Consider the following 21,667-nt stretch of genomic DNA (forward strand, 5'->3'; position numbering starts at 1 on the left):
GCCGACCCGGGGTTGGCCGTCGCCACGAGCGTGCGTGGGCGCACCCACGCAGGGTCGTACCGTGCTGGCCGCTCTGCGCGAGGCCAGTCTGTGCGCGTACCGCCTCGGTCACCCGTACGCGGGCACCTGGCTGGCGTGCGGGGAGCGGTGGTCGTGAGGATGCTGATTTCACAGTGACATGAATATGTCAGGGTGACATGACGCCTGTTCGGGATGTGCCTCTGGCCGGGCCACCCGGCGTACGGCCGCGAGGGCAGCCGCACCGAGGGCTACGCGGGCCAATCCGATCTGCCCGATTCGTCCGGATAGGCGATTAGACTGCGATCGTCTGGCGGTACTCCGAACAAGCCCTGAGAGGAGCTCATGGAAAGCAGGCGGTCGCAAAGGGAGACGGGCAAGGCTGACGCGAAGAGCGGGTATCAGCCGCCGCAACTCAAACGGCTCGGCACCCTCGCCGAGTTGATCAAGGGCGGCACGATCGGCGTCGGCGATGGCGGGCCATCGCGGTCCGCGCCGCCCGTCAGGAAGGACTGCCGCCGCCGATTCCGGTGACCTGGCGTTTCACCGGAGCACTTCGGGCCGACGAATCAGGTTGGCAGGATGAGGTGATCCGCGCACTAGGCCTGGCGGAGCACTGGCACATCCTGCCGGCCGGTGACGACCTCGACCTCGTCGGTCCGGTGGCTGGCCGCCTACTGCACCGGTACGGCGTGCTGCATCCCAGCAACCTCCATTTTCACCTGCCGATCATCGAGCTGGCCGCAGGCGGTGCTCTGCTCACCGGCGTCGGGGGTGACCAGATGCTGGCCGGCTGGCACCTCCCGCGCGCACGATCCGGTCCCGGCTGCGGCGGAGTCTGACCCCACTCGTCCGGGCGGTACTGCCACCACCTCGGCAACTAGCCCTGGCCGCATTTGCCTGGATGCGGCCTGCCGTCGCCATCAACGCCTATCGGTCGTACGCGGCGGAGCAACGCGCCGAGCCGGACCGACTGGGCCACCGGATTCGCTGGCACCTGAGCCGGCGGGAGCTGAACCTGGCCCGCGCGAGCCTCGCGGCGGTCGCCGCCGACCACCACGTGCGCGTGATCAATCCGTTGCTCGACGGCAGGTTCCTGACCGCGCTGACCGCCACGGCCGGGCACCTGCAGGCGACGAACCGGGCCGAGTTGCTGGCCCGGATCGCCGGCGACGACCTACCCGCTGTGGTGACCGCGCCCCGCCGCAAGGCCGTGTTCCTGGAGGTCTTTCTCCGCGGGCATACCCGGGAATTCGTCACCGGCAGGGACGGCTCGGGAGTGGACACCGATCTGGTCGATCCCCTGGCGTCGCGCCAGGCATGGTCGCGATGGCCGGTGCCGCGGCGCACTGCGGCCCTGGCGCAGCATCTGTGGCTGGCGATACGATCAACACCGATGGCCGGCCCACCCTCGGGACCGGCGGATGGCCCGACAACGGCGGAGGCGAGGCGCAACAAGCTGTTGCGCCGGAGTTGATCCGGTCACCGTACGGCCCGCCGGGCAGCGCGCAGCTCCAGCACCGCTCTCGGCAGCCGGGCCGCGTGCCGGCCCAACCGATTCGCGTAGGCGAGCAGCAGGCCAAGCCGTCCACGTCGAGCCAACGGACTGCTGTGACGCATCATCGCCGGCGACGGCACCGCCCGGCGGCAGATGTGTCGCAGCCGGGCAGCGACCGTTGGCAACTCGGCGAGCCGTGCCAACGAGTATGCCGGCACCGAGCCGTGGTGGGCGAGCAGCCAGCGCGAGGGGGAGCTACGTTCCGGAAGTCCCAACTCGGCGGCCATCGTAGCCCCGCGGTCGGCGAGCCGGAGCCCTAGCGCGTACGCCTCTTCGGCTTGGCACCGCCGGGCTATCCGCCCGGCGGCACGCCAGGCGTCGGCCGGCAGCACCATCAGTGCGCGCTCCAGATCGGCACGGGGGCGTACCGACCGGCCGGGTGCCGCCGCGTGCAGAGCGACGAACAGAGCGGTGCAATTCTGGCCCGGTATCGGGATCCGCCCGCCAGCCAGCGGGAACTCCTCCGCCGAGTTCCACACCTCGTGCCAGAGGGCCTCGGCGTCCGCCGCCCCCGCGAATCCCCGATGCAGGTCGACCACCAACGGCACGTGGCCGGGCAGCCGCCAGGAGCGTTCGTGCGGTGAGAGGTCGTCGAGTCGGGCACCCGATATCACCGGAAAAGCCCCGAGCTCAGCGAGGATCCGTTCGGCGGCGCTGAAGGCCGCTGGTGCCACCAGCAGATCCACGTCGCCGTAGCGGCGATCGACCCCCAACCGGTAAGCCAGTCCCGCACCCTTGAGCAGGACCGCGTCGACGCCGCGCTCGCGCAGGGCGAGGCAGGTGCTGGTGGCGGCGTGGTCCAAGGCCAGGCACCGGACGGCGACCGCCCGTTCGGTCGGGGCGCTCACGTGGACACCCCGACCCGCGCCGGGGTGGCCACCGTGGCCTCCAGCAACCGGCGGGTCGCGTCGAGCGCCGACCAGTCCCGGGGCCGGTTGAGCTCCCATGCCGGCAGGGCCGCGAGGGCCAGCAGGGTCGACGGGTCCGATGGCAACTCGGGCCAGGACCGTAACGCGGCCAGCCGCGCCAGCAGGTCACCGGGGGCAACCGGGACAACGGACGGTTCGGTGCCCCAGCGCAGGAAGAACCAGCCGCCGAGTTGCACGCGGTCGGCCACCGGCGGCAAGGCGACCCGTAGCCGACTCCGCCGCCGCACCCTGATCGCGTCGGTGGTCAGGCCCGGGATCATCTCCCGCAGGTCCACGCAGCGCGGGCCGGCGAAGCCGTACCGGCCGTCGGTCACCAGAACATCGTCAGCCATCACCGGCACACCTTCGGCAGCCAGCGCCGCGAGCAGACTGCTCTTGCCTGCCGTACGCGAACCGAGCACCGCCCAGGCCCGGCCGTGCCGCACGAACGCCCCGGAATGGAAGGTCTCCCGGCCGGCCCAGCGATTGACGACGGTGGCCGCCGCGGCGAGGTACGGGTGAGCGATGAGGTCAGGCGACGGAGCCGGCCCGTGGAAAATCGCGGTCGCTCTGATCCGGTCCACGCTGAGCCATTGGCCATCGGGCAGAAGCCGGACCGACCGCGATCCGTCCGGACCGGTCGGCGGCGGTGGTTGCGTGTCGACGCACCAGATGGCGACGGTAGGACGACCGTCCGCCGGTCCGGCCGGCGGCAACTGGGTGACGTGGCCCAGCCCGCGCACCCGCAGCCCGTAGACGTACCGGTCGGTGCTGTCGTCTGACACTGGCGACTCCCCCAGAGGTTCCTTGCGCCCGGGGCGGCCAACGCCGCCGCAGGCCTGGTCAACGGCGTACCGGCCGCCTTTTCTGACCAACGAACGAGCCCGGAGCAAGACACACTGGCCGGGCCCATCGGCCACGAACGACCAGACACCCGCGCTTCCGTACGCGAGCCCGGCTTTCGGGCGCAGCCGCTGCGGCTGGCCGGGTGCGATGACGCGCTCAGCCCCTTGAGCCGTTACGGGGGCCGAGGGAACGGGGGACGCGCCGAGGAGCATCCCGGCCGCAGCACTGGCATGGATCAATGCCGTCAACTACGATCGGCGATCGATGCGTCACTATAGGTCGATCATCTGGCTTGTGTTGCGGGTGATCCGGTCTGCTTCGGAGGTTGGCCAATGACAGACGTCGCCCGGGTCGCCGCGCGGCCGTACCCGTTCAGCGCCCCCGATCGGCTCAACCTCGACCCCCTCTACGCCGAGCTGCGGCGCGTCGAGCCGCTCGTTTGGGTACGGCTGCCGTTCGGCGAGGAGGCGTGGCTCGCCACCCGGTACGCCGACGTGCGGATGGTCCTCGGTGACGCGAGGTTCAGTCGGGCGGCCAGCGTCGGCCGGGACGAGCCGCGGCTGACCCCGAGGCAGATCGAGGGCGGCATCCTGTCGATGGACCCGCCGGAGCACACCCGGCTGCGGCGGCTGGTCGCCAAGGCGTTCACCGCCCGTCGGGTCGAGCAGCTCCGGCCCCGGACCCGGCAGATCGCCGACGAGCTGATCGATGCCATGGTGGCGGCCGGGCCGCCGGTCGACCTGGTCGAGCACTTCGCCACTCCGCTGCCGATCCAGGTGATCTGTGAGTTGCTCGGGGTGCCCTTCGCCGACCGGCACCAGTTCCACGTCTGGTCGGAGGCGATCGTCTCGACCACCTCGCTGTCGCCTGAGCAGATCCACGAGTACCTCGACAACCTGTACGGCTACATCGGCGAGCTCGTCCAGCAGCGGCGCCGACAGCCCACCGACGACCTGATCTGCGCGATGGTGCAGGCCCGCGACGAGCACCAGGACCGGTTCACCGAGCAGGAGGTCGTGCAGCTCGCCGCCGGGCTGCTCGCCGCCGGCCACGAGACCACCGTCACCCAGCTGCCCAACTTTGCGTACGTCCTGCTCACCCACCCGGACCAGCTGGCTCGGCTGCGGGCCGAGCCGGCTCTGGTGCCGACCGCGATCGAGGAGCTGATGCGGTACGTCCCGCTCGGCGTGGCGTCCTCGTTCGCCCGGTACGCCACCGAGGACATCGAGATCGGTGGGGTGCTGGTGCGGGCCGGGGAGCCGGTGATCGGCTCGCTCTCCTCGGCTAACCGGGACGAAACGGTCTTCACCGACCCGGATCAACTCGATCTCGGTCGCGAGACCAACCCGCACATCGGCTTCGGACACGGCGTGCACCACTGCGTGGGCGCCCAGCTTGCCCGCATGGAGCTACAGGTCGGCATCGGCGCCCTGATCGCCCGGCTGCCCGAGCTGCGAATCGCAGTGCCCGAGCCGGAGCTGACCTGGAAGAGCGGGATGATCGTCCGGGGTCTGGCCCGGATGCCGGTGGCCTGGTGAGCGCCGGTTGGCGGATCGAGGTCGACGCGCGGCGCTGCATCGGCTCGGGCAGCTGCGTCGGCATGGCGCCGACCCACTTCCGGATGGAATCGGGGCGGGCCACCCCGACCGCGGCGGCCGTCGAGCCGACCGAGACGGTGATCGACGCCGCTGAGTCCTGCCCGGTCGAGGCGATCGCCGTACGCGACGACGACGGCATCCTGATCGCGCCGACCTGACGCGACAGCGCCTGAATTCGCTACCGTCGTGGCGTGCACATCCGTTTTGACGTACCAGCCGATCCCGCCTACCCGGGCCGTGTGGCCGCTGCGATCAGCGGCGTCCAGCTGCGCAAATACGGTTATGTCGGCGCGGTGCTGGCGGCGGTCGGGGCGATCGGTTTCGCTGTTTCACGGGGATTTGCGTGGGGCGAGCAGATCTCGCCGCTGTGGATACCAATGATCATGGGTGGTCTGCTGGCGATGCTGTATGGGCCGTGGGTGCGGTGGCGCGCCCGACGTCGCTCCGGTCGCTACGCTGTCGAGGGCGCCTACGAGATCACCGATGACAACATCATGATGCGCAGCGGCTCGGAATCCGGTGGCATCGCCTGGGACGGCGTCGACCAGGTGGAGGACACTCCCGAGTTCTGGATCGTGTACGTCGGTCGGATGCCGGCGACCGTGATCCCGCGCCGCTTGATGTCCGCCGAGGACGCCGAGACGTTGCGGGCCTTCATGACCGAACGGGGGCTGCTTCAATCGGCGGCAGGAGCTTGAAGCCCGTGACGGACAGGAGCGAGGTAGAGTCTCGGATAGTCGCATGTGGACGCGCACCTCTTACTACTACTCACGGGAAGAGGCGGCATGACTGGTGTGAGTCGCGACGGCGAGGCAAAGCCGGCGACGGCGGCCCGGATCTACGACTACTACCTCGGCGGCACCCACAACTTCCCGGCTGACCGAGAGGCGGCCGAGGCGATGCTGCAGGTGCTGCCATTGGGGCCGCAACTCGCCAAGACGAACCGAGCCTTCCTGCGGCGTGCTGTGCGGTACCTCGCCGAATCGGGGGTAGATCAGTTCCTGGACATCGGCTCAGGCATCCCCACCGAGGGCAACGTTCACGAGATCGTCCAGCAGGTCGATTCCGAGGCGCGCGTGGTCTACGTGGACATCGACCCGGTGGCGGTCGCGGAGAGCTTGGAGTTTCTTGAGGGCAACCAGCTGGCGACCGTCGTCAATGGTGATCTGCGTGATCCCCAGTCGATTCTCTCGCATTCACAGGTCGCTGCGATGCTTGACTTCAATCGGCCGATTGGCCTCCTGCTGGGCGCGGTCCTGCACTTCGTGTCCGATGACGAGGTCGCGTACGACGCGGTAGAACAGCTGCGCGCCGCGCTCGTGCCCGGAAGCTGTCTGCTCGTGTCTCATGCGACGGCGGACGAGGTACCCCACGACCAGGACGAGCTCGACGTGGCCCATGACATCTACCGGCGCAAGACCGCCACACCCCTCGGCCTGCGCACCAGGTCTCAGATCGAGCGCTTCTTCACTGGGCTCGACCTGGTTGAACCGGGCGTGGTGTGGCTACCACTGTGGCGACCCGCACCAGACGACCCGCAGTACTTCGCCGACGACCCGAAGCTCAGCGCCGGGCTCGGGGGAGTCGGGCGGATCCCGTAGTCGCACAGGATCCAGCGAGGGGCATGGGCAGCTGCGGGCGTCTCGCTGCCCGCGCCGCCGGTCCGGAGTCTGCCGGTCCGGGACGTCGTGTGCCGACCTGGCGTTGAGCGAGTTCCGCGACTCCGGAGGCTCCGCTGATACCCGGTGCTCCGGGGATCAGTGAGACCCCGACTTCGACGTCGACGATTTCGACGAGTCGTGATTCGACGTGCACCACGGGTGCCGCGACACGTACCTCGACCGGCCCGACCGCGCCTCGTGCCGGCTGAAGCCCTTCATGACCCCTTGCCCGCATGCCCCTGGCCTGGTACAAAGTCTCAACTCAGAACTCAGGTTCATGTATATGAACCATCTGGTTGGACCGGAGGGTCAAATGGACGTGCGATACCCGACCGCTGGCTCGTTCCCCATCAGCGCGTCGCTCTCCCGCCGAAACCTCTTGCGCGGCGCGCTCGCGGCGGGTCTCACCGTTCCCGCTGTACCGCTGCTCACCGCGTGTGGCGATTCCGCGGCGAAGACCAACGACACTCCCGGCACGCTGTCGATGACTGCCTGGGAGGCGTACCCGGAGCAGATCAGGGAGCTGCTGGCGTCGTTCAAGAACCAGGGCGGCTCGCCCGTGGACCTGTCCCTCATCCCGAACGTCGGCTACGGCCCCGCCCTCCAGACCAGGCTGCAGGGTGGCCAGGCGATCGACGTCTTCTACAACTTCGCGTACGCCTCGACGAAGTACGTCGACGCGGGCTGGGCGGGCACCCTGAACGACTTCCCCGGGGCCGAAGACCTGCTCGCCGACATGTTCCCGGCGTCGGCGGCCCGGCACCGGCTGGCCGACGGGCGGATCATCAGCGTTCCGTACTTCTCCGCCGTGCACAACCTGATGTACAACGAGAGCCACCTCAAGAAGCACGGCATCAGCGCTCCTCCGACCACCAAGGAGGAGGTGTACGAGCAGTGCCGCAAGCTCAAGTCGGCCGGGGTGCCGAGCCCGTACGCCGGGTACTGGACCAAGCAGTTCCTGGAGGAGTACCTCCTCGTCTACCTGCTGGCCGACGGCATCACCCCGTTCGACGACAAGGGCGCTCCCGTCTTCGCCGACGACCCCAGGACGCAGGACGTCATGGAGTGGTGGAAGGCCATGTACCAGGACGGGCTGACGTCCAAGGACGTGCTCACCGCCGACCCGGGCAACCATGTCACCGCGATGGCGCAGGGCAACTCGACCTTCTTCGAGCTGCACCACTACTTCCTCCAGATCGTGCGGACCACCGAGGGCCCCGAGTCCGGGAACGTCACGATCCTGTACCGCAACCCGGGAACTGCCGGCACGACCCTGCAGATCGGCGAGGTCATCCAGATCGGCGCCAAGTCGGGTGGTCAGCGCGCCCAGGACGCCTGGAAGCTGCTCAAGTTCTATGGCTGGAAGGACGACGTGGGCAAGTACTCGACCTTCACCTCCTGGGCGAAGGCGGCGGCCCTGCTCGGACCCTACCCGGGGCTGTTCAAGGACCCGGACTTCCTGGCGGCGTTCCCGTCCTACTACGACATGCCGAAGCTGGAGAACACCTTCGCCAACCAGAGCGACGTGGTCCCCACCCGGGTCGCCCCGTGGTACGCGTCGTTCCAGGTCAAGGTCGGTGACCGGATCCAGGCGATGTTGCTCGGCCAGGCCGACGTCAAGGAGACCGTCGACGCGCTCGCCACGGACGCCAGGAACCTGGCCGCTGCGGGGCAGTAGATGACATCGACAGCCGAGACAACCTCCCGGCCGGCGACCCGACGCCGGACGTCGGTCAGGGCACAGGCCGACGCCCGGTTCGGGTTACTGCTTGCCACCCCCGCGCTCATCCTCGTCCTGGGACTCGTGGCCTGGCCGGGACTGCGGACCGCGGTCTACTCCCTGCAACGGGTCAGCCTGGCCGGCGAGGAGAGCTGGACGGGGCTGAACAACTTCCGGACCCTGTTCACCGACGAGCGTTTCATCCACTCGCTGACCACCACCGTCCTCTACGCCGTCGGCTTCCTGCTCGTTTCGACGCTGCTCGGGCTCGGCTTCGCGCTCCTGCTCAACGAGAAGTTCCATGGCCAGTGGCTGGCCCGCAGCCTGCTCATCGTCCCGTGGGCCTGCCCCTGGGTCATGGTCGGAATGATCTGGAAATGGTTCGTCGATGGTGAGGTCGGCGCGCTGAACGCGGCGCTCTACCAGTTCGGCCTGATCGACAGCTACGCCGCTCCGCTGTCGGACAGCACCGGCGCGTTGGTCGTCGCGGTGCTGGCCGGGGCGTGGCGGCAGGCGTCCTTCACCGGTCTGCTGATCCTCGCCGGACTGCAGACGATCCCGAAGGAGCTGCCGCAGGCCGCGATGGTCGACGGCGCCAACGTCTGGCAACGGTTCCGGCACCTGACGCTGCCCTGGCTACGGCCGGTCATCGTGGTGGTGGTGATCATCAACACCATCTTCGGGTTCATGCAGTTCGACACGATCTGGGCGCTCACCCAGGGCGGTCCGGGTGACGCCACCTCGGTGCTCTCCATCTACCTCTATGAACAGCTCTTCGTCTACACGAACATCGGCCTCGGCTCGGCCACCGCGGTGGTACTCGGCGGTATCGCGCTGGTTCTCGGATTCGTGTTCGTCAAGCTGCTGTACCGCTCCAACGCCATCACCGAGGGGGTGGAATGAGAACGTCACGGCTCCGCACGCTGGTCGTGTACCTCGGGTTCGCCCTGTTCCTGATCTGGGTGCTGTTCCCGCTCTACTTCACCGTGCTCAGCAGTTTCATGGCTCCGTCCGAAATCGGGGTCAAGCCGTTCCACTGGTGGCCGGAGAACCCGACCCTGGCGAACTACATCGCCATCTTCACCGGTGACAGCGCTCCCTTCTCCACCGGCCAGGATGGCGGGATCGTCTCCAGCACCGACGCCGTCGCCCGGCTTGTGCCGGCGATCGGCCGGAGCCTGCTGGTGGGTGTCGCGGTGGTGGCCAGCAACCTGATCATCGCGGGGGCCGCGGGCTACGCCTTCTCCCGCTACGAGTTCCGCGGTTCCACGGTGGCCTACCTGCTCCTGCTCGCCTCGCGGGTGGTGCCGGCCATCGCTGTGGTGCTGCCGTTCTTCGTCGCTTTCCGGCACCTCGGCCTGCTGAACACCTCGCTTGCCCTGATCATCAGTTACAACGCGTTCACCCTGCCGCTGGCGATCTGGCTGCTGAAGACCTACTTCGACAGCGTGCCACGGGAGTTGGAAGAGGCCGCCAAGGTGGACGGCGCCTCCCGACTGCGGTGCCTGCTGATGATCGTCACACCGATTGCCCGCCCCGGGCTGATCGCGGCAGGGCTGCTGGTGTTCCTCGAGGCGTGGAGTGAGTTCTTCTATTCGCTGGTGCTCACCAACAGCCTCACCGTGCCACCCGTCGTGGCCGGGCTGCAGAACCTTCAGCAGTTCTCCTGGACGACGCTGGCCGCCGCGACCATGTTCACCGTCGTCCCACCGGTGCTGATCGCGCTTGCCTTCCAGCGCTACATCGTGGCCGGTCTGGCCGCAGGGAGTGTGAAATGACCGAAAAAGACAGGGCCCAGCCGGTCGTGTCGTGGGCGGGTCAGGCGATGACCGTCCTCGGCGCCGTCGACCCGGCGGAGCTCGGTGTCACCCTGACCCACGACCACCTGCTGGTGGACGGGTGGGACATGCGCCCGCTCTACGAGGCCATCCTCGACGACGAAGACATCGCGATCGAGGAGGTCCGGCGGTTCGCCGCGGCCGGCGGCGGCACGATCTGCGATCCGACGAACATCGGGTTGAAGCGGGATCCGGCGGCGTTGCGGCGGATCAGTGAGGCCACCGGTGTGCACGTGCTGATGGGTGCGGGTTGGTACCGGGAGAAGGTCTATCCCGACTATGTGAGCACCGACAGCACCGAGGCGCTGGCCCGGCGGCTGGTCGACGAGATCATCGACGGGGTGGACGGCACCGGCGTCAGGCCGGGTTTCATCGGTGAGATCGGCACGGAACGCGGCTTCATCAGCCCGGCCCAGGAGCGCGTGTTCCGGGCCGCCGGGCGGGCGCACCGACGAACCGGAATCCCGATCCTGACCCACACCACGCACTGGGGTGAGTTGGCTCTCGAGCAGCTCGATCTGCTCGCCGAGGAGCAGGTCGACCCGGCCCATGTGATCATCTCCCATCTCGGTGATCGTCGGGGCGTCCACTGGTGGCTGCCCATCGCCGAGCGTGGAGCCTGGCTCAACATCGACAACCTGGCCTTCGTGCAGGGGTACGCGCCGCTGGAGTTCCGCGCCGACAACGTCGCCGAACTCTGCGCGTTGGGGTTGGCCGGACAGGTGATGCTCTCCAACGACATCTGCGAGTTGGGCCAGCTCACCGCCTACGGCGGGGTGGGCTACGCCAACGTGATCGAGAATTTCCTGCCCATGCTGCGCAGCCGAGGAGTGTCTGAAGAGGACATTCACCGGATGACGGTCGCGAACCCGGCACGAGCGTTCGCGTACTCGACGCCGTCGTGACACCAATTCGGCCCCGAATCGGTGCGGTGCTGGCCGATCCCGATCGCCGGGGCGGACGACGAGCAGCGGCACGCAATCTCAAGAAATGTGGAGAAAAGGCATGAGCACTACGGCAGTTGTGATCGGCGCGGCCCGCGGCATCGGCCAGGCAATCGGCGAGGACCTCGCGCAGGCCTTCCCCACAGACCGTCTGGTGCTGGCTGACATCGACCTCGACGCCGTCGAGCGGGTGGCGGACTCACTGCGGGCGCGAGGCGTCGACGCCGTCGCGCGCCACGTCGACATCGCCGACGAGAAGTCGGTGTCCAACCTGGTCGCCGCGACGTCCGAGGCGAGTCGGGTCGCCATCGCCGCCGGCGTCTTCGACAGCGCACCCACGTTGCAGGTCGACGTCGCGGACTTCGAACGCATCATTCGGATCAACACGATCGGCTGCTTCGACGTGGCCCGCCACTACGCCGGCCGGATGGCCGAGCGGGGCACGGGTTCGATCGTGGCGGTCGCCTCGATCGCCGCCCGGATGCCCCGGATGCGACAGGCCGGCTACGCGGCATCCAAGGCGGCCCTGCGACAGGCGCTCCGGGTCCTCGCGATGGAGGTCGCCGCCGACGGCGTACGGGTCAACACCGTGTCACCGGGGCCGACCGACACCGAGATGATGCGGCAACTCGCCAGCGACCACGCCACGGTCGACGATCTGGCCGACGGCAGCCTGCTGGCGTTCCGGCCGCGTATCCCGGCCGGACGGGTCGCACGCGGATCGGATATCGCCGCCGCGGTGCGCTTCCTGCTCTCCCCGGACAGTTCCCACATCCTGCTGGGCGACATCGTCGTCGATGGCGGCGAACTGCTGGGTATGTGAGGGACGAGGCATGATCAGACTAGGCATCATCGGTGCCGGGATCATGGGTGCCAAGGTGGCGCAGACGGTCAGTGCCCTGCCCGGAGTCCGGCTCACCGCCGTCGCCGACCCCGCCCACGAACGGGCCGGCGAGTTGACCTCCCGCTACGGCGGCACCGCGTTCGCCGACTACCCGGAGTTGCTCGCCTCGGGACTGGTCGACGCGGTCTACGTGGGGCTTCCGCACGACGGACACCTGGCGGCCTGCGTGACAGCCGCCGGGCACGGCGTCCACGTGCTGATCGACAAGCCGCTGTGCAACGACGTGGCGGAGGCCGACCAGATCATCGCGGCCCGGGACAAGGCCGACATCGTGTTGATGGTCGGCTTCAGCTACCGGTTCCGGGCCGAGTGGCGCGAAGCCCATCGGCTCATCGCCAGCGGGGTGATCGGTGAACCGGTCTCCGTCACCGACGTGATCGCCGAGGCGATGACACACACCCCGGCCTGGTACTGGGATGTCGGCCGGGGCGGCGGAATCCTCCAACTCCAGGCGCATCACTGCCTCGACCGGCTGCCGTGGCTGGTCGGCGCTCCGCTGGCCGAGGTCACCTGCCGGACCGCCGGGCTGCCCGGCGAGGCCGCGTCGGCCGCCACGCTCACCGCGGGTTTCGCCGGCGGCGCCGTCGCCGGCATCGCGCTGTCCTTCGGGCGTACGTACCAGGCCGATGTCCAGGCGCTGATGCTCGTCCAGGGCACCGCCGGGGAACTGCGGATCGACCAGGACCGAGTGCTCAGCGTGCGTTCCGCGACGATGGAACGCACCGAGTCGTACGCCGATGACGACTGGCTGGCCCGGCAGATGTCGGCCTTCGTGCGATCGTGCGCGGGGACGAGGGATGCCGCCCCGACAGCCGAGGACGGTCGGCGTGCCATGGTGTACGCCGCCGCTGCTGCGGAGTCGGCCCGTACCGGACGGACGGTGACTCTCCGATGACCTCGATCGTGCTGTGCGGCGGCCTGGTCTGCGATCCGGAGGCCGGTTCGCTCGCCCTGGCCGATGTCGTCGTCTCCGACGGCAGGATCGCCGCGGTGCTCGACCCCGCAGGCGGCGCCCGGCCCGGTTCGGCGCCGCCGGAGGCCCCGGCGTCAGCCGGAGCACCGGCGCGCGTCGTCGACGTGTCGGGGCTGGTGGTCACTCCGGGCCTGGTCGACCTGCACACGCACGTCTTCGTCGGGCAGGACCTCGGGGTGGACCCGGACCTGGTCGGCCCACCCAGTGGCGTGACGACGATGATCGACACGGGCAGCGCCGGGGCGCACCTGTTCGGCGCCTTCCTGCGCGGCACCGTCGAGGTCGCCCGGACCCGGATAGCCGCCTTCATCAACATCTCCAGCGTCGGGACCACCAGCATTCGCCTCTGCGGCGAACTGAAGACCCTCGACTACGTCGATCCCGACAGTTGCCGAGCGGCGATCGAGGCGTACCGGGACCGGATCGTGGGCATCAAGGTCCGGGCGTCCGCCGATGTGGCGGGCGGCAACGCCTCAGCAGCGGTCGACCGGGCCCGGCGGGTGGCCGACGAGACCGGCCTGCCACTGATGGTCCATCTGGGACCGTCGCCGGCCGCGCTGCCGGAGATCCTGGACCGGCTGGGGCCGGGCGACGTGCTCACCCACTGTTTCACCGGTCTGTCCGGGCGTCCGCTCACCGAGCGGGGCCGACCGGTGGACGTGGTGGCCCGAGCCCGGCAGCGCGGGGTGATCTTCGATGTCGGGCACGGGATGAGCGGCTTCGACCTCGACCAGGCGCGCGCCGCGGTGGCGGCCGGCTTCCTGCCGGACACCATCAGCAGCGACCTGCACGCCTATTCCCGGGACATCGTCAAGGATCTGCCGCATGTCATGGCGAAATTCCTCGCTCTCGGCGTGAGCCTGCCCGACGTGGTCAGTCGCACCACCATCGCGCCCGCCCGTGTCGTCGGGCTGGACCGGATGGGCGTGGGCACCCTGCGCGTCGGGGCGCCGGCGGACCTCGCGGTGCTGCGGGTGACCGGCGCCGGCGGCCCGGCCGGCTTCGCGCCACCCGACGGCACGCCGCCGACCGATGCGGCCGTCACCGTCGCGCTGACCGTGCGGCAGGGCGAGATCGTCCACTCAGACATCGATCATCTGGTCGCTACCTGAAAGGCACCCCAATCCATGGACGTGTACGCGGAACTCGGTATCCGTACTCTGATCAACGCGGTCGGACCGGCGACCCGGCTGGGCGGCCTGGCGCTCTCCGACGAGGTCATCGAGGCCATGCGGGCGGCCGGCTCGCGCAACGTCCGGATGGACGAGTTGCAGGAGGCCGCCGGCGCCGAGATCGCCGCGCTGATCGGTGCTCCGGCCGCCTATGTCACCAACGGCGCGGCGGCCGCGTTGAGCCTGGCCACCGCTGTCTGTCTGGCCGGCGACCGGCCGGCGGCGATCGACAACCTGCCCGTGGTGTCCGGTCCTCGTCGCCGGGTCATCATCCACCGGGCCCACCGGGACCCGTACGACCACGCGGTGACCGCGGTGGGCGCGGAGCTGGTGGAGATCGGCTACCCGAGCTCCACCCGCCCCGACGAACTGGCCCGGGAACTCGACGAGCGGGTCGCCGCGGTGCTCTGGCGTCCCGGCCGGGGCGGTGACCACCTGGGCATCGCCGAGGTGTCCGAGCTGGCGCACCGTGCCGGGGTGCCGGTGCTGGTCGACGCCGCACTGGACGTGCCACCGCTCGACCGGCTCGCGGCCCTGTTCGACGGCGGCGCCGACCTGGTGGCGATCAGCGGCGGCAAGGTGTTCCGTGGCCCGCAGACCGCCGGAATCCTGTGTGGGCGACCGGATCTGATCGGCGCGGTGGCACTGCACCACCAGGACATGGACATCCGGCCGCAGACCTGGCAACGCTCGGAGGTCACCGGCAGCAACCTGGAACGCGGCCGGCACGGCATCGGTCGGGGCATGAAGGTCGGCCGCGAACAGATCATCGGCCTGCTGGTCGCGGTCCGGGCGTTCGTCCGGGACCCCGACGCCCACCGCCGGCACGGGCGGGAGGAACTGGCTGCTATCCGGGCCGCGCTGGCGGCGGACCCGCGCTGCGTGGTCCGGGACGAGTACGACCACCACCTCGACGTGCCGGTGATCGAGATCGACCTGTCCCGTTCCGGGCTGCCGACCGACGAGGTGGTGCGCGAACTCGACCGGGGCGCCCCGCGGATCCACGTCGGGGAGGATCTCGCCTGGCGAAACGTGCTGGTGGTCAACCCCATGGGGCTGGGCGTCGGTGACGGTGCGGCGTTGGCCGCGCGGCTGATCGAGGTACTGGACAACGGCGGGGCGACCGCCGATGACGCCGCCGACAAGGCGGCGGAAGGATCGGAGGCTGGACGATGAAGCTGATGCGGGTTGGACCATTCGGCGCGGAACGACCGGTGGTGCGATTGAGCGCGGATGACCACCGCGATCTGCGCCCCATCACCCCCGACATCGACGCGGCGTTCTTCCGCTACGGCGGGTTGGACCGGGTACGCCAAGCCGTCGAGAGCAACGCGCTGCCCCGCACCGACATCACCGGCCTGCGGGTGGGGGCGCCGATCGCCCGGCCAGGTTCGGTGCTGTGCATCGGGATGAACTACGCGGCGCACGCCGCCGAGTCGGGGGCCGCGCCTCCCGAGTATCCGGTGCTGTTTTACAAGGCGCCGAACACCGTCATCGGCCCGCACGACACCGTGCGCATCCCGCGCAACTCCCAGCGTACGGACTGGGAGGTGGAGCTGGCCGTGGTGCTGGCCGCGCCGGCCCGCTACCTGGACTCGCCGGAGGACGCCGCCGCGCTGATCGCCGGGTACGCCATCTCCAACGACGTGTCGGAGCGCGCCTTCCAGCTCGACGTCTCCGGTGGGCAATGGTCGAAGGGGAAGAGCTGCGAGACGTTCAACCCGCTGGGCCCATGGCTGGTCACCCCCGACGAGGTCGGTGACCCGCAGGCGCTGGGCCTGCGGAGCTGGATCAACGGCGAGCCGCGGCAGGATTCCAGCACCGCGGACATGATCTTCTCGGTGCACTTCCTCATCTACCACCTCAGTCAGTACCTCGTCCTGGAGCCAGGCGACCTGATCAACACCGGTACGCCGGAGGGGGTGGCCCTGTCCGGACGGTTCCCCTATCTCGCCCCCGGCGACGAGATCGAGATGTCGATCGACGGGCTCGGCGTCCAGCGGACCGTCGTCGCGGCGGCGGGGTGAGGGCGATGGCACCCTTCACTCTCACCGCGGCACCGGTGGCCCGCCTGCCGATTCCCGGCTGGGAGGCGTTCTTCGGCGAGAACGACACCACCTTCCACGACCTGTGGTTCTACGTCTGGCTGGTCACCGACGGCACCCGCACCGGCCTCATCGACGTCGGCCTGCCGCTCGACGCCGACGACCGGTCGGCGTTGGACCGCGCCAACCAGGGCGTCGACCCGCGGTGCCAGTTCCACGACGTACGGCTGCTGCCCGAGGTCCTCGCCGAATTCGGGGTGCGGGGCGAGGACATCGACTTCGTGCTGGTCACCCAGACCATCACGTACCACACCGGTGGCCTGCTTGCTGAGCTGCTGCCCCGCGCGACGGTGTACGCCTCGTACGCAGGGGTGCGGGAGATGCTCTGCGCCCCACCCGGGCACCCGCCCACCGAGTTCTACTTCACCAGCGACTCCTGGTCGTACCTGCGGACGCTGGCGATCGAGGGCCGGCTCGTGCTCACCGACGAGCCGGTCACGGTCGCGCCGGGACTGGTGTTCGAGACCACCGGCGGCCACCATCCCGGGTCGGCCGGCGTACGGGTCGACTGCGCGCACGGTGTGGTGGGACTGCTGGAGACGGCGTTCTTCGACCGCAACATCGCCGAGACGCTACCCATCGGCATCGCCGAGGACGCCGCAGCGTGCCGCCGGGCCATCAAGGACTATCGACGACTGTGTGATGAGGTGGTGGCGTTGCATGACCCGGGCAATGCGGCGCGTTTTCCGCATGGGCCCGGGCCGGTCACCCGGTCATCCCTCGGAACGTAAGGAGCCTAGCGGCCATGAAGTCCGCCCAGAGCACCTCGCAGAGCAGTTCTTCCGCGACCGGGGTCAAGTCCGCCGAACGGGCGCTGGACCTGATGGAGTACCTGGCGACCCGGCGCTCCGGTGCGACGTTTCCTGACATCGTTGCGGATCTGCGGGTGCCCAAGAGCAGCCTGCACGGGCTGCTGGGCACGCTGGTCAACCGGGGCTGGATCTACCTGGACGAGGAGAGCCGGCGCTACCGGATCGGGATGCGGGTCTGGGAGACCGCGCAGAGCTTCGTTTATCTGGACAGCCTCGTCCACCGGGCCGAGCCGCACCTCAGGTCGGCCCGCGACGAGTTGAACGAAACCGTGCAACTGGCGGTGCTGGACGGCATCGACAACGTCTACGTCGCCAAGGTGGAGGCCGACCACCCGCTCCGACTGGTGTCCCGGGTGGGGATGCGGCTGCCCGCATACGCCACCGGTCTCGGCAAGGTGCTGTTGGCCTACGTCGACCCCAGGGACCTCGCGGCCCGATTCAAGGGGGTGACCATGCAGGCGTTCACGCCCCACACCATCTCCACCTTCGAGCAGTTGTACGAGCGGATCCAGGCGATCCGGGAATGCGGCTTCGGTGAGGACGACGGCGAGTACACCGTGGGCGTCTTCTGCGTGGCCGTTCCGGTGCGCGACGGCAGCGGACGGGTAGTGGCGGCGATGAGCTGTTCCCTTCCCCGCGTCCGGCTCGACGGAGGACTGATCCACCGCGACCACCTGGTGAGTGCACTGACCCGCCACGCCGCCGCGCTCTCCCGCGACCTCGGCTGGCTTGGCGGGCCGCAATGACCAACCACTGTCTAGGGGAAGGCAAGAACATGGCGACACAGGTACGGACCGACAGCGCCCCGACGCCAGCGGGCGGCTACTCGCAGGCGCTGGTGGTCAACGGGTTGATCTTCACCGCCGGGATGGGCCCGATCGACCCGGCGACCGGGCAACTGGTCGGCCAGGACATCGAGGAACAGACGAGCCTGGTGCTGCGCAACCTCGACGAGGTGCTGCGCGCCGGGGGAAGCTGCCTTGCCCGGGTCGTGAAGGCCACCGTCCACCTGGCCGACCTGGCGGACTTCGCCGTCTTCGACCGGACGTACCGGACACTGATGTCCGAACCCTATCCGGTACGCACGACCGTCGGATCGACGCTACCCCCGGGCATGCTCGTCGAGATCGACTTCGTGGCGGTGGTGGACGGGGACCGGTGAGATGCGCATCGCGCTCTTCGTCACCTGCGTCAACGACCTCATCTATCCCGGCACCGGTCGAGCGGTGGTGCGGATCCTCGAACGCCTCGGTCACCAGGTGGACTTCCCGCAGGCGCAGACCTGCTGCGGCCAACTCCACGCGAACACCGGCTACCGACAGGAGGCCCTGCCGCTGGTACGGGCCTTCGTGGCCACCTTCGAGCCGTACGACGTGGTAGTGGCCCCGTCCGGGTCGTGCGTGGCAATGGTGCGCGACGGCTATCCGCGACTGGCGGCGGGAGACGCGACCCTGTCCGCCGCCGTCGCGGCCCTCGCGCCACGGACCCTGGAGCTGTCCGAACTGCTGGTCGACGTGCTCGGTACGACGGACGTCGGCGCCACCTTCGAACACCGGGTCGCCTATCACCCCACCTGTCACGGCCTGCGAGCGCTCCGGCTGGGCGACCGGCCACGCCGGCTGCTCGCCGCCGTCCGGGGCCTCGACCTCGTCGAGCTGGCCGAAGCGGAGCAGTGCTGCGGTTTCGGCGGCACCTTCGCACTGAAGAACCCCGAGGTCTCCGCAGCGATGCTGGCCGACAAGTGCGCCGCCGCCACCTCCTGCGGCGCCGACTATCTCGCGGCGGCGGACAACTCCTGCCTGGCCCACATCGGCGGCGGACTGGCCCGGCGGCCGGGCGCGCCGCGGCCGATCCACTACGCCGAGATCCTCGCCGGACCAGAGGAGGACCGATGACCGGCACCGGACGCATCAGCGCCACCGTGCCCTTCCCCACCGCAGCTCGTCGGCAGCTCGCTGATCCGCAGCTGCGGGCGAACCTGCGGCGGGCGACCCGGACGATCCGGAACCGCCGCAGCCAGGTGGTCGACGAGGTCACCGACTGGGAGGCGCTCCGGGCCGCCGGAGCCGCGATCAAGGACGACGTGCTGAGCCGGCTGCCGGAACTGCTCGAAGAGTTCGAGACACGCGCCACCGCCGCTGGCGCCCGGGTGCACTGGGCGCGGGACGCGGCCGAGGCGTGCGCCGTGGTCACCGGCCTGGTCCGGGAGACCGGCACCGACGAGGTGGTCAAGGTCAAGTCGATGGCCACGCAGGAGATCGGGCTCAACGAGGCGCTCGCCGAGGCCGGGATCACCGCGGTGGAAACCGACCTGGCCGAGTTGATCGTTCAGCTCGCCGGAGACACCCCATCGCACATCCTGGTACCGGCGATCCACTACAACCGCCGCCAGATCCGGGACATCCTCACCGCCGGCATGCCGGAGATCGACGCGTCCCAGTTGACGGACGAACCGGCCGCGCTCGCCGAGGCGGCCCGGCGCCACCTTCGCGAACGCTTCCTCTCCGCCAAGGTGGCGATCTCCGGCGCGAACTTTGCCGTCGCGGACACCGGCTCACTTGTCGTGGTCGAATCCGAGGGCAACGGCCGGATGTGCCTGACCCTGCCGGACACGCTGATCTCCGTCGTCGGAGTGGAGAAGATCGTACCGACCTTCGCGGACCTGGAGGTCTTCCTGCAACTGTTGCCGCGTTCCGCGACCGGCGAGCGGATGAACCCGTACACCTCGATCTGGACCGGGGTGCATCCCGGCGACGGGCCGCGCGACGTCCACATCGTGCTGCTGGACAACGGGCGCAGCGATACCCTGGCCGACGAGGTGGGCCGCCAGGCACTGCGGTGTATCCGATGCTCAGCCTGCCTGAACGTCTGTCCCGTCTACGAGCAGGTGGGTGGGCACGCATACGGGTCGACCTACCCCGGGCCGATCGGCGCGATCCTGTCCCCGCAGATGACCGGCCCGGACAACGCCGCCAACCGCACACTGCCGTACGCCTCGACGCTCTGCGGCGCCTGCTACGACGTCTGCCCGGTGCAGATCGACATTCCTCAGGTGCTGGTTCACCTGCGCCAGGTCGGCGTCGACGCGCGCCGCGACCGGCCGTCGCTGGAGCGAGTCGCCCTGCGCGCCGCGTCCGGACTGATGCGGGACCGACGACGGTACGCGATGGCACTGCGTGCGGCGCGGCGCGGCGCGGCACCGCTGCGGTTGCTGGCCGGCAGTCGGGGCACCGCGCGTCGGCTCCCTTGGCCACTGTCCGCCTGGACGGCCAGCCGGGACGCCCCACTGCCCGCCCGGCAGACCTTTCGGGAATGGTGGGCCGTCCGGGCGTCAGACGAATCCGCTCAGGCGGCGGGAGACCCCGTGGCCGGGGACGCGACTCACGAGCCGGGGGAACCGCGATGACCGCGCGCGCCGATGTCCTGGCCCGGCTGCACGCCGCCCGCAGCGGTACGCCGGTGGCCGTACCGCGCGACTACGACCGGCGCGGCGAGGTGGTCGACCGGGTGTCGATGCTTGCCGAACGGGTGCGCGACTATCAGGCCGGGGTGCAGCGGACCGGCCCAGCCGGGTTGCCGGAGATTCTCGGCAGGCTGCTGCCCGAAGGCCGTACCGTGATCATGCCGGCCGGGGCGCCGGAGGAGTGGGTGACCGCATGCCGGGCACGTGTCCGGCGGGACAGCGACACCCACCCCCTGTCGGTGGCCGAACTGGCCGCCGACGGGGTGTCGGTGCTGACCGGTTGCACGGTCGCGGTGGCGCTGACCGGCACGCTGATCCTCGACGGCGGCCCGGATCAGGGGCGACGCCTGCTCACCTTGCTGCCCGACCACCATGTCTGTGTCGTGCGCGCGGAGCAGATCGTCGGTGGGCTGCCCGCGGCGCTGGCCCGGCTACCCGACCCCACCCGGCCGCTCACCTTCGTCTCCGGACCGTCGGCGACCAGCGACATCGAGCTGGACCGGGTCGACGGCGTACACGGGCCGCGCCGGCTGGACGTGGTGATCGTCGACGATCTCGGGTAAGCGCTGCTCGGTCGAGGACTCACACGTGCTTGTGGGCCAGTGAGCTCGGGGCGTTCACGTGGGCGCCATCGTCCACGCCGACCCCGAGCCGCTCGACCAACTCGCCGCCGAGCCACCCGGTGACGCCGGCCAGGGCCACGCCGACGAAGCTGAACACCAGGGCCAGCGCACCGGGCTGCCAGTCGACTGCGCCTCTGCGGAGCAGCCAGCTGATCGCGAACAGCACGAGCACCACGACGTTGCCGCCTCCGTGCAGCATGCCTATCCGTCGCGCTCTGCTGCCCGCCGGAGTCGCCCGCCAGTCCAGAAAACCGAACAACGCCGCGACCAGCCCGCCGACGATCCCCGCCCCGATCATGTATCCGGACGCCACGGTGAACCCCGACCGGTCGGTGATCAGGTAGACGATGTCGAAGATCACCGCGGTGGCGAGCAGCCCGAGCGGGAATACGATCAACATCGGATGGATGGCGTGCCCCATCGCCTTCGCTCGACTCTGCATGATCGCCTCCCGACGTCGCTACACGACCCTGGTATCCGCCAACAGAGTCCACCACAGAAGATGTGTGCATAGGCGTCAAAAC

The 21,667-nt window shown here is 69.6% G+C and carries 25 protein-coding genes and 1 pseudogene; 23 read left to right on the top strand and 3 right to left on the bottom strand.

Annotation, left to right across the window (positions count from 1 at the left end):
* The first annotated feature begins 34 nt into the window (after positions 1–34).
* The 4 genes from IEY61_RS31855 (at position 35) to IEY61_RS21360 (ending at position 1,495) form a co-directional block, all read left to right on the top strand.
* Positions 35–157, top strand: coding sequence for a hypothetical protein (locus IEY61_RS31855; RefSeq protein ID WP_268240675.1), 123 nt, complete (start codon positions 35–37; stop codon positions 155–157).
* A 206-nt stretch (positions 158–363) separates the two neighbouring features.
* Positions 364–552: a hypothetical protein gene (locus IEY61_RS31375; protein WP_229706293.1), complete on the top strand. Its 189-nt coding sequence runs from the start codon at positions 364–366 to the stop codon at positions 550–552.
* 53 nt (positions 553–605) lie between these two features.
* Positions 606–860, top strand: coding sequence for a hypothetical protein (locus IEY61_RS21355; RefSeq protein ID WP_189047087.1), 255 nt, complete (start codon positions 606–608; stop codon positions 858–860).
* 62 nt (positions 861–922) lie between these two features.
* A complete protein-coding gene (locus IEY61_RS21360) occupies positions 923–1,495 on the top strand; it encodes a hypothetical protein (protein ID WP_189047089.1) in 573 nt (190 codons plus the stop codon).
* Positions 1,496–1,500: 5 nt separating this feature from the next.
* Here IEY61_RS21360 and IEY61_RS21365 read toward each other — a convergent pair whose 3' ends face one another.
* Both IEY61_RS21365 and IEY61_RS21370 read right to left on the bottom strand, forming a co-directional pair.
* Positions 1,501–2,424: a nucleotidyltransferase family protein gene (locus IEY61_RS21365; RefSeq protein WP_189047091.1), complete on the bottom strand. Its 924-nt coding sequence runs from the start codon at positions 2,422–2,424 to the stop codon at positions 1,501–1,503.
* On the bottom strand, positions 2,421–3,269 hold the full coding sequence (locus IEY61_RS21370) for a hypothetical protein (protein ID WP_189047093.1): 849 nt from the start codon (positions 3,267–3,269) through the stop codon (positions 2,421–2,423). The genes IEY61_RS21365 and IEY61_RS21370 overlap by 4 nt, the downstream gene beginning before the upstream one ends.
* Before the next feature lie 393 nt (positions 3,270–3,662).
* Here IEY61_RS21370 and IEY61_RS21375 point away from each other — a divergent pair, with 393 nt between their 5' ends.
* The 19 genes and pseudogenes from IEY61_RS21375 (at position 3,663) to IEY61_RS21465 (ending at position 21,083) form a co-directional block, all read left to right on the top strand.
* Entirely contained in the window at positions 3,663–4,868 is a 1,206-nt protein-coding gene (locus IEY61_RS21375) for a cytochrome P450 (RefSeq protein WP_189047095.1), read from the top strand.
* On the top strand, positions 4,865–5,086 hold the full coding sequence (locus IEY61_RS21380) for a ferredoxin (RefSeq protein ID WP_189047097.1): 222 nt from the start codon (positions 4,865–4,867) through the stop codon (positions 5,084–5,086). Before IEY61_RS21375 ends, IEY61_RS21380 begins: the two co-directional genes overlap by 4 nt.
* Before the next feature lie 33 nt (positions 5,087–5,119).
* On the top strand, positions 5,120–5,626 hold the full coding sequence (locus IEY61_RS21385; protein ID WP_189047099.1) for a YcxB family protein: 507 nt from the start codon (positions 5,120–5,122) through the stop codon (positions 5,624–5,626).
* Between the two features lie 35 nt (positions 5,627–5,661).
* A pseudogene (locus IEY61_RS21390) lies at positions 5,662–6,529 on the top strand (SAM-dependent methyltransferase).
* A gap of 373 nt (positions 6,530–6,902) precedes the next feature.
* Positions 6,903–8,267: an ABC transporter substrate-binding protein gene (locus IEY61_RS21395; protein ID WP_189047101.1), complete on the top strand. Its 1,365-nt coding sequence runs from the start codon at positions 6,903–6,905 to the stop codon at positions 8,265–8,267.
* A complete protein-coding gene (locus IEY61_RS21400) occupies positions 8,268–9,212 on the top strand; it encodes a carbohydrate ABC transporter permease (protein ID WP_189047103.1) in 945 nt (314 codons plus the stop codon). It abuts the gene before it with no gap.
* Positions 9,209–10,087 (top strand): carbohydrate ABC transporter permease, encoded by an 879-nt coding sequence (locus tag IEY61_RS21405; RefSeq protein WP_189047105.1) that lies wholly within the window; start codon positions 9,209–9,211, stop codon positions 10,085–10,087. The genes IEY61_RS21400 and IEY61_RS21405 overlap by 4 nt, the downstream gene beginning before the upstream one ends.
* A complete protein-coding gene (locus tag IEY61_RS21410; protein WP_189047107.1) occupies positions 10,084–11,052 on the top strand; it encodes a phosphotriesterase family protein in 969 nt (322 codons plus the stop codon). Before IEY61_RS21405 ends, IEY61_RS21410 begins: the two co-directional genes overlap by 4 nt.
* 100 nt (positions 11,053–11,152) lie before the next feature.
* Positions 11,153–11,914: an SDR family NAD(P)-dependent oxidoreductase gene (locus IEY61_RS21415; RefSeq protein WP_189047109.1), complete on the top strand. Its 762-nt coding sequence runs from the start codon at positions 11,153–11,155 to the stop codon at positions 11,912–11,914.
* A gap of 10 nt (positions 11,915–11,924) precedes the next feature.
* The gene (locus tag IEY61_RS21420; protein WP_189047111.1) at positions 11,925–12,890 is read left to right on the top strand and encodes a Gfo/Idh/MocA family protein; all 966 of its coding nucleotides are present in this window, start codon (positions 11,925–11,927) and stop codon (positions 12,888–12,890) included.
* Complete coding sequence (locus IEY61_RS21425) at positions 12,887–14,080, top strand: amidohydrolase family protein (RefSeq protein ID WP_189047113.1); 1,194 nt, start codon at positions 12,887–12,889, stop codon at positions 14,078–14,080. Before IEY61_RS21420 ends, IEY61_RS21425 begins: the two co-directional genes overlap by 4 nt.
* Before the next feature lie 15 nt (positions 14,081–14,095).
* Complete coding sequence (locus IEY61_RS21430; RefSeq protein WP_189047115.1) at positions 14,096–15,316, top strand: aminotransferase class V-fold PLP-dependent enzyme; 1,221 nt, start codon at positions 14,096–14,098, stop codon at positions 15,314–15,316.
* Between the two features lie 5 nt (positions 15,317–15,321).
* Entirely contained in the window at positions 15,322–16,167 is an 846-nt protein-coding gene (locus IEY61_RS21435; protein ID WP_308424585.1) for a fumarylacetoacetate hydrolase family protein, read from the top strand.
* 5 nt (positions 16,168–16,172) lie between these two features.
* Positions 16,173–16,976 (top strand): MBL fold metallo-hydrolase, encoded by an 804-nt coding sequence (locus IEY61_RS21440; RefSeq protein ID WP_189047119.1) that lies wholly within the window; start codon positions 16,173–16,175, stop codon positions 16,974–16,976.
* A gap of 14 nt (positions 16,977–16,990) precedes the next feature.
* Positions 16,991–17,803: an IclR family transcriptional regulator gene (locus tag IEY61_RS21445; RefSeq protein WP_189047121.1), complete on the top strand. Its 813-nt coding sequence runs from the start codon at positions 16,991–16,993 to the stop codon at positions 17,801–17,803.
* 29 nt (positions 17,804–17,832) lie between these two features.
* Entirely contained in the window at positions 17,833–18,219 is a 387-nt protein-coding gene (locus tag IEY61_RS21450) for a RidA family protein (RefSeq protein WP_189047123.1), read from the top strand.
* Between the two features lies 1 nt (position 18,220).
* Positions 18,221–18,952: a (Fe-S)-binding protein gene (locus tag IEY61_RS21455; RefSeq protein ID WP_189047125.1), complete on the top strand. Its 732-nt coding sequence runs from the start codon at positions 18,221–18,223 to the stop codon at positions 18,950–18,952.
* The gene (locus tag IEY61_RS21460) at positions 18,949–20,463 is read left to right on the top strand and encodes a LutB/LldF family L-lactate oxidation iron-sulfur protein (RefSeq protein WP_189047127.1); all 1,515 of its coding nucleotides are present in this window, start codon (positions 18,949–18,951) and stop codon (positions 20,461–20,463) included. Before IEY61_RS21455 ends, IEY61_RS21460 begins: the two co-directional genes overlap by 4 nt.
* Complete coding sequence (locus IEY61_RS21465; protein ID WP_189047129.1) at positions 20,460–21,083, top strand: LutC/YkgG family protein; 624 nt, start codon at positions 20,460–20,462, stop codon at positions 21,081–21,083. The genes IEY61_RS21460 and IEY61_RS21465 overlap by 4 nt, the downstream gene beginning before the upstream one ends.
* A 19-nt stretch (positions 21,084–21,102) precedes the next feature.
* On the opposite strand, the gene IEY61_RS21470 is transcribed toward IEY61_RS21465, so the two are convergent.
* Positions 21,103–21,585, bottom strand: coding sequence for a DUF2231 domain-containing protein (locus IEY61_RS21470; protein WP_189047131.1), 483 nt, complete (start codon positions 21,583–21,585; stop codon positions 21,103–21,105).
* Between the last annotated feature and the right edge of the window lie 82 nt (positions 21,586–21,667).

The sequence above is a fragment of the Micromonospora sonchi genome (genome assembly GCF_014646235.1).
Classification (GTDB): domain Bacteria; phylum Actinomycetota; class Actinomycetes; order Mycobacteriales; family Micromonosporaceae; genus Micromonospora; species Micromonospora sonchi.

Coding starts and splice junctions, on each gene's coding strand:
- IEY61_RS31375 (WP_229706293.1), top strand. CDS start 364: ATGGAAAGCAGGCGGTCGCAAAGGGAGACGGGCAAGGCTGACGCGAAG.
- IEY61_RS21360 (WP_189047089.1), top strand. CDS start 923: ATGCGGCCTGCCGTCGCCATCAACGCCTATCGGTCGTACGCGGCGGAG.
- IEY61_RS21375 (WP_189047095.1), top strand. CDS start 3,663: ATGACAGACGTCGCCCGGGTCGCCGCGCGGCCGTACCCGTTCAGCGCC.
- IEY61_RS21395 (WP_189047101.1), top strand. CDS start 6,903: ATGGACGTGCGATACCCGACCGCTGGCTCGTTCCCCATCAGCGCGTCG.
- IEY61_RS21400 (WP_189047103.1), top strand. CDS start 8,268: ATGACATCGACAGCCGAGACAACCTCCCGGCCGGCGACCCGACGCCGG.
- IEY61_RS21405 (WP_189047105.1), top strand. CDS start 9,209: ATGAGAACGTCACGGCTCCGCACGCTGGTCGTGTACCTCGGGTTCGCC.
- IEY61_RS21410 (WP_189047107.1), top strand. CDS start 10,084: ATGACCGAAAAAGACAGGGCCCAGCCGGTCGTGTCGTGGGCGGGTCAG.
- IEY61_RS21415 (WP_189047109.1), top strand. CDS start 11,153: ATGAGCACTACGGCAGTTGTGATCGGCGCGGCCCGCGGCATCGGCCAG.
- IEY61_RS21420 (WP_189047111.1), top strand. CDS start 11,925: ATGATCAGACTAGGCATCATCGGTGCCGGGATCATGGGTGCCAAGGTG.
- IEY61_RS21425 (WP_189047113.1), top strand. CDS start 12,887: ATGACCTCGATCGTGCTGTGCGGCGGCCTGGTCTGCGATCCGGAGGCC.
- IEY61_RS21430 (WP_189047115.1), top strand. CDS start 14,096: ATGGACGTGTACGCGGAACTCGGTATCCGTACTCTGATCAACGCGGTC.
- IEY61_RS21435 (WP_308424585.1), top strand. CDS start 15,322: ATGCGGGTTGGACCATTCGGCGCGGAACGACCGGTGGTGCGATTGAGC.
- IEY61_RS21440 (WP_189047119.1), top strand. CDS start 16,173: ATGGCACCCTTCACTCTCACCGCGGCACCGGTGGCCCGCCTGCCGATT.
- IEY61_RS21445 (WP_189047121.1), top strand. CDS start 16,991: ATGAAGTCCGCCCAGAGCACCTCGCAGAGCAGTTCTTCCGCGACCGGG.
- IEY61_RS21450 (WP_189047123.1), top strand. CDS start 17,833: ATGGCGACACAGGTACGGACCGACAGCGCCCCGACGCCAGCGGGCGGC.
- IEY61_RS21455 (WP_189047125.1), top strand. CDS start 18,221: ATGCGCATCGCGCTCTTCGTCACCTGCGTCAACGACCTCATCTATCCC.
- IEY61_RS21460 (WP_189047127.1), top strand. CDS start 18,949: ATGACCGGCACCGGACGCATCAGCGCCACCGTGCCCTTCCCCACCGCA.
- IEY61_RS21465 (WP_189047129.1), top strand. CDS start 20,460: ATGACCGCGCGCGCCGATGTCCTGGCCCGGCTGCACGCCGCCCGCAGC.
- IEY61_RS21470 (WP_189047131.1), bottom strand. CDS start 21,585: ATGCAGAGTCGAGCGAAGGCGATGGGGCACGCCATCCATCCGATGTTG.